This window comes from Streptococcus suis, from assembly GCF_046032115.1.
In the GTDB taxonomy this organism is placed as follows: Bacteria; Bacillota; Bacilli; order Lactobacillales; family Streptococcaceae; genus Streptococcus; species Streptococcus suis_AJ.
The window spans coordinates 1-4,989 of sequence record NZ_JARQOZ010000064.1; the positions used below are offsets into that span (position 1 = coordinate 1).

A 4,989-nucleotide genomic window follows, 5' to 3' on the forward strand; every position below is an offset into this window, starting at 1 on the left:
GAGATAAGGAAAGTCGTCACTATCCTCTTTTGGACGGTAACAAATTGGATAAAATACGAACTACGGGAATGATTCGGATAAAGATTATCTTTGACTATTTGCCTTTTTTAGCGTAAAATAGAAAGGAAAGACAAAAAAGGAGAACAGCCTTGGAACTTAACGTATTTGCAGGACAAGAAAAAAGCGAACTTTCCATGATTGAAGTAGCCCGTGCTATTTTGGAAGAACGTGGACGTGACAACGAAATGTATTTCAACGACTTGGTCAATGAAATTCAAAACTACCTTGAAAAATCAAACAGCGAGATTCGCGCAGCCCTCCCAACCTTCTATTCTGATTTGAATGTGGATGGAAGCTTCATTCCACTTGGCGAAAACAAATGGGGATTACGTTCTTGGTACGCAATCGATGAGATCGACGAAGAAGTAATCACTCTTGAAGAAGATGATGAAGATGCACCAAAACGCAAGAAGAAACGCGTCAATGCCTTTATGGACGGTGATGATGATGCGATTGACTACGGACATGACGATCCGGAAGATGAGGACAACTATCCAGGTAGTGTATCATCAGAATACGATGATGAAAATCCAGATGATGAAAAAGATGAAGTTGAGTCTTATGATTCAGAGATCAACGAAATTATTCCAGATGACGAATTGGATGAAGAGGATGTTGATTTAGGTGAAGATGACGATGAGTATTCAGATGAAGAGGTCGTCGACGAATAAGAATTATATCCCCATAGATTCTTAAAAATAATTTGACAAGACTACCAAATTACGATAAGATATTATCGGGCACCTCTTTTGAGGTCGGAGCTCCCTAGCGATAGGGAGCTATTTTTGTTTTTTCTTCAAGTTAACAGGAAGTATCCCCACAAATCGCTTCCTGTTAGCCTGAATCGTAGAAAAGGAGTTTGCATGACAAAGTATATTTTTGTAACAGGTGGTGTTGTTTCCTCTATCGGCAAAGGGATCGTAGCAGCCAGTCTAGGTCGTTTATTGAAGAACCGAGGTCTCAAGGTAACAATCCAAAAATTTGATCCATACATCAACATTGATCCAGGAACAATGAGTCCGTATCAACACGGTGAAGTTTTTGTGACGGATGACGGTGCAGAAACCGACTTGGACCTTGGGCACTATGAGCGTTTCATCGACATTAACCTGAACAAATATTCAAATGTTACAACAGGTAAAATTTATAGCGAAGTCCTCCGTAAAGAGCGTAAAGGGGAATACTTAGGGGCAACAGTTCAAGTTATTCCACACATTACAGATGCTTTGAAAGACAAAATCAAGCGTGCAGCTCGTACTACAGATGCAGATGTCATCATCACGGAAGTGGGTGGTACAGTAGGTGATATTGAAAGCTTGCCATTCCTTGAAGCGCTTCGTCAGATGAAGGCAGATGTCGGTTCAGACAATGTTATGTATATCCATACAACACTCTTGCCTTATCTCAAAGCAGCAGGCGAAATGAAAACCAAGCCAACACAACATTCTGTAAAAGAGTTGCGTGGTCTAGGTATTCAGCCAAACATGTTGGTAATTCGGACAGAGCAGCCTGCTGGACAAGGAATTAAAAATAAACTGGCACAATTCTGTGATGTTGCTCCAGAAGCAGTTATTGAGTCCTTGGATGTCGAACATCTTTACCAAATCCCGTTAAATATGCAAGCGCAGAACATGGATCAAATTGTTTGCGATCACTTGAAGCTCGACGTACCTCCAGCAGATATGACAGAGTGGACAGCTATGGTAAACAAGGTTCTTAATCTCCAGAAAAAAGTAAAAATCGCTTTAGTTGGTAAGTATGTAGAATTACAAGATGCCTATATTTCTGTAGTTGAAGCTCTAAAACACTCAGGATATGCAAATGATGCTGCTATCGAACTGGATTGGGTCAATGCAAATGATTTGACAGCAGAAAACGTAGCTGAACGTCTAGGACAAGCACAAGGAATTATCGTTCCTGGTGGCTTTGGACAACGTGGTACAGAAGGGAAAATACAAGCCATTCGTTATGCTCGTGAGAATGACGTGCCAATGCTAGGGGTCTGCTTGGGAATGCAGCTGACCTGTGTAGAATTTGCTCGTCACGTTCTCGGTTTAGATGGTGCTAACAGCTTTGAATTAGACCCAGAAACCAAATATCCAATTATTGACATCATGCGTGATCAAATTGGAGTGGAAGATTTAGGAGGAACTCTCCGTTTAGGTCTTTATCCAAGCAAGCTCAAACGTGGCTCCAAGGCTGCAGCTGCTTATGATAATCAAGAAGTTGTACAACGTCGCCATCGTCATCGTTATGAGTTTAACAATGAATTCCGTGAACAATTTGAAAAAGCAGGTTTTGTTTTCTCAGGCGTGTCACCAGACAACCGTTTGGTAGAAATTGTTGAAATTCCAGAAAATAAATTCTTCGTTGCCTGCCAATATCATCCAGAACTACAATCTCGTCCTAATCGCCCTGAAGGTTTGTATACAGCCTTTGTTTCAGCAGCTATAGAGAATGAAAAATAAGTATAACCACTATAGAAGAAGATTGGATTATTCAATCTTCTTTTATATTTTTTTATATAACGAAACGAAAAAGATGTCAGTACTTATATAGAAGAAAATATGAAATACCACCCCATCTGACATCATTGTCTAGGCAGTTTTAAGCAATATCATTATATAGTAGAGTGTTGCAAAAGAATCAGCTAAATCAATACGTTTTGGCAAAAAAGTAAAAATAAAAAATAAAATTCAAAAAAAGTGTTGACAAGGATAGTTCCTAATGATATACTAGTTCTTGTGTTAAGCGGGGATGGCGGAATTGGCAGACGCGCAGGACTAAGGATCCTGTGACCGCTTTAGGTCGTGTGGGTTCAAGTCCCACTCTCCGCATAGTGGACTAGCTAAGGCTAGTCCTTTTGCTTTGTCCAGATAAGTGCAGAGCACGATATATGCTAGTTCATAAATTACAAGAATGATACGAAACAGGCATTATTATGGCTTTCATGAAAAGATATGTGAAAGTTTTCTCAAAACTAGACGGTTTCAACTAGCATTTTCAAAATAAAAATGGTAGAATAGAAGAGTATGAGGTGCAACCTCAAAAAATATTAGGAGGCTATCGAAATGCCATTAGTTTCAGCAGAAAAATTTGTCCAAGCAGCGCGTGACAACGGTTATGCAGTTGGTGGATTTAACACAAACAACCTTGAGTGGACTCAAGCTATCTTGCGTGCAGCAGAAGCAAAACAAGCTCCAGTTCTTATCCAAACTTCTATGGGTGCAGCTAAGTACATGGGTGGTTACAAAGTAGCTCGCAACTTGATTGCTAACTTGATCGAGTCAATGAACATCACAGTTCCAGTTGCTATTCACCTTGACCACGGTCACTACGAAGATGCACTTGAGTGTATCGAAGTTGGTTACACTTCTATCATGTTTGACGGTTCACACCTTCCAGTAGAAGAAAACCTTGCAAAAGCAAAAGAAGTTGTAGAATTGGCGCACGCTAAAGGTATCTCAGTTGAAGCTGAAGTTGGTACTATCGGTGGTGAAGAAGATGGTATCGTAGGTACTGGTGAATTGGCTCCAATTGAAGACGCAGTAGCAATGGTTGCAACTGGTATTGACTTCTTGGCAGCAGGTATCGGTAACATTCACGGTCCATACCCAGCAAACTGGGAAGGTCTTGACCTTGACCACTTGCGTAAATTGACTGAAGCTGTACCAGGTTTCCCAATCGTATTGCACGGTGGTTCAGGTATTCCAGATGCACAAATCCAAGAAGCGATCAAATTGGGTGTTGCTAAAGTTAACGTAAACACTGAGTGCCAAATCGCATTTGCAAACGCAACTCGTAAGTTTGCAGCGGCTTATGAAGCAAACGAAGCAGAATACGATAAGAAAAAACTCTTTGACCCACGTAAATTCTTGGCAGACGGCGTGAAAGCTATCCAAGCATCTGTTGAAGAGCGTATCGACGTATTCGGTTCAGCGAACAAAGCTTAATGTAACTGCGAAGAAATCTCAGATTCCAAGCAAACAAAGCATAAGTTTCTTAGAGTAAACCAAAAAGGATTTTCTTTCGAGAATCCTTTTTGTTATGTAGTTGATTGAGTTTGATCTAGTTCTTCGCTATGAAGAAATCTACGATAGAAGTGAGCAGAGAACAATTAAAATATAAACCGCTCCAAAGTTTTCATGACTGTAATAGCTTAGAGAACGAAGAATTATGGATGGTGCGCAAACTGTAGTATTAAAATATTTACCTATGAGTATAGATATTTTAAAAAAAGAAAGTGAAAATAATTCTTGCCAAGTCCAATCTTTTCTGTTAGAATAATATGGTATGTGGTGCTAGCACATCCGATATATTTGATCAAATGAGGAGGAAGATACAATGGCTAAAGTATGTTATTTCACTGGTCGTAAGACTGTATCAGGTAACAACCGTTCACACGCTATGAACCAAACTAAACGCGCAGTTAAACCAAACCTTCAAAAAGTAACTGTTTTGATTGATGGTAAACCTAAAAAAGTTTGGGCTTCAGCACGTGCACTAAAATCAGGCAAAGTTGAACGCGTATAATAACAAAGTCGTTAGAAAAATCTAGCGACTTTTGTTTTTTGAAAAAATAGTCTAGATATAAAGTCGATTAGGAGCAAATTCGGTCACTACATAGTAAACAGGAAAGAATATCAACTATATAGCTCTTCACATTGTTGTTGAAAGGTTAACAAAGAAGGAACGTGTCAAAAATGAACTGTGTATTGATGTGGGAGATTTTTCCAAGGTCGAACATTTAAGCTTGGATTGATATTAGGGATTGTACGAGAGAGCATGTTCGTACGGATACTATAAGAAGGGAATCACGAACTGGAAGAATAGAGAGTGTTTAAAAAATCCACCCAAATTTCAAGTTGAACTTAGCCACCCAAAAGAAATTCACTTGGCGACTTGTAGTCCAAGCATTTTTTAGGGTAG

At 39.5% G+C, this 4,989-nt stretch carries 4 protein-coding genes and 1 tRNA gene; all 5 read left to right on the forward strand.

Annotation, left to right across the window (positions count from 1 at the left end):
• Window positions 1-149: 149 nt before the first annotated feature.
• The 5 genes from rpoE (at window position 150) to rpmB (ending at window position 4,593) form a co-directional block, all read left to right on the forward strand.
• A complete protein-coding gene (rpoE, locus tag P7J36_RS11365) occupies window positions 150-731 on the forward strand; it encodes a DNA-directed RNA polymerase subunit delta (protein WP_011921912.1) in 582 nt (193 codons plus the stop codon).
• A 192-nt stretch (window positions 732-923) separates the two neighbouring features.
• Window positions 924-2,528: a CTP synthase gene (locus tag P7J36_RS11370; RefSeq protein ID WP_105135722.1), complete on the forward strand. Its 1,605-nt coding sequence runs from the start codon at window positions 924-926 to the stop codon at window positions 2,526-2,528.
• A gap of 283 nt (window positions 2,529-2,811) precedes the next feature.
• Window positions 2,812-2,897, forward strand: a tRNA-Leu gene (locus P7J36_RS11375).
• Window positions 2,898-3,131: 234 nt separating this feature from the next.
• A complete protein-coding gene (locus P7J36_RS11380) occupies window positions 3,132-4,013 on the forward strand; it encodes a class II fructose-bisphosphate aldolase (protein ID WP_004195761.1) in 882 nt (293 codons plus the stop codon).
• A 391-nt stretch (window positions 4,014-4,404) separates the two neighbouring features.
• A complete protein-coding gene (gene rpmB / locus P7J36_RS11385) occupies window positions 4,405-4,593 on the forward strand; it encodes a 50S ribosomal protein L28 (RefSeq protein ID WP_001140948.1) in 189 nt (62 codons plus the stop codon).
• Window positions 4,594-4,989: the final 396 nt, after the last annotated feature.